The sequence below is a fragment of the Streptomyces sp. NRRL WC-3742 genome, from assembly GCF_000720635.1.
In the GTDB taxonomy this organism is placed as follows: domain Bacteria; phylum Actinomycetota; class Actinomycetes; order Streptomycetales; family Streptomycetaceae; genus Kitasatospora.
Map to the genome: position 1 here is coordinate 1 of NZ_JOCF01000179.1, position 701 is coordinate 701.

1 protein-coding gene is annotated in these 701 nt (G+C 67.5%); it reads right to left on the reverse strand.

Annotated features, from left to right (window positions below):
• Nucleotides 1-99 precede the first annotated feature (99 nt).
• A complete protein-coding gene (locus tag IH61_RS43790; RefSeq protein ID WP_158845910.1) occupies nt 100-441 on the reverse strand; it encodes a hypothetical protein in 342 nt (113 codons plus the stop codon).
• Nucleotides 442-701 lie beyond the last annotated feature (260 nt).

Sequence of the window (701 nt, forward strand, 5' to 3'; positions counted from 1 at the left end):
GCATCGAGGGATAGCCACCAGCCCCTCCCGCACACCAACCAGGGCAGCCTGACGGGCGGCCTCCACGGCGGCCTGACAGCCACCGACCTCGGGGGCGGGTCAGGCGCTCTGCAAGAGCGCGGGCTGGACGCTCAGCACGTGCTCCGCTGGCCGGTGCCGCTCGTACAACGCAATGGCCTCCTCGAAGAGACCGGCCGCGAAGAAGGCCCGCACCTGTTCCCCGGCCGGGGAACCCGCAGTGGCGAGACAGGCCAGCTCCGCACCGGCCTCCAACGCCTCCTCCCGAGTGCGGAACCCCCACACGCAGAGCGCTTGAACACCCCGGTCGCCCCGGTGGGCCAGCGTCCACATCCCAGGCACCACCAAGTCGCCCTCGACGCCCGGCAGCCGGTCAGCCTGAGCACAGATCATCACGTCATGGATGAAGCCGATGTTCGCCATGGCCTCACGCTGGCAGAGCCGCCCCAGCAGGACCTCCCGTTCACCGAAAGCCCGCCCGTACGAGCTATAGCCAGGACAAGGCCGCCCCAACAACAACCCGCCAGCAGCGGCGAGGCAGCGCCGGACGACCCAGCCCCGGAAGAAACCGAACACCAACCCCCATAACAAACCCCCCACCAGACCGCTCTAATCCGAACCAAGAAAACCACGCCGCCCAATTCGGAAAAACACCCGAACCGAAATACCACCACGAACAACAC

Excerpts from the sequence above, each read along its gene's own strand:
- IH61_RS43790 (WP_158845910.1), bottom strand. The coding sequence starts at position 441 with ATGGCGAACATCGGCTTCATCCATGACGTGATGATCTGTGCTCAGGCT.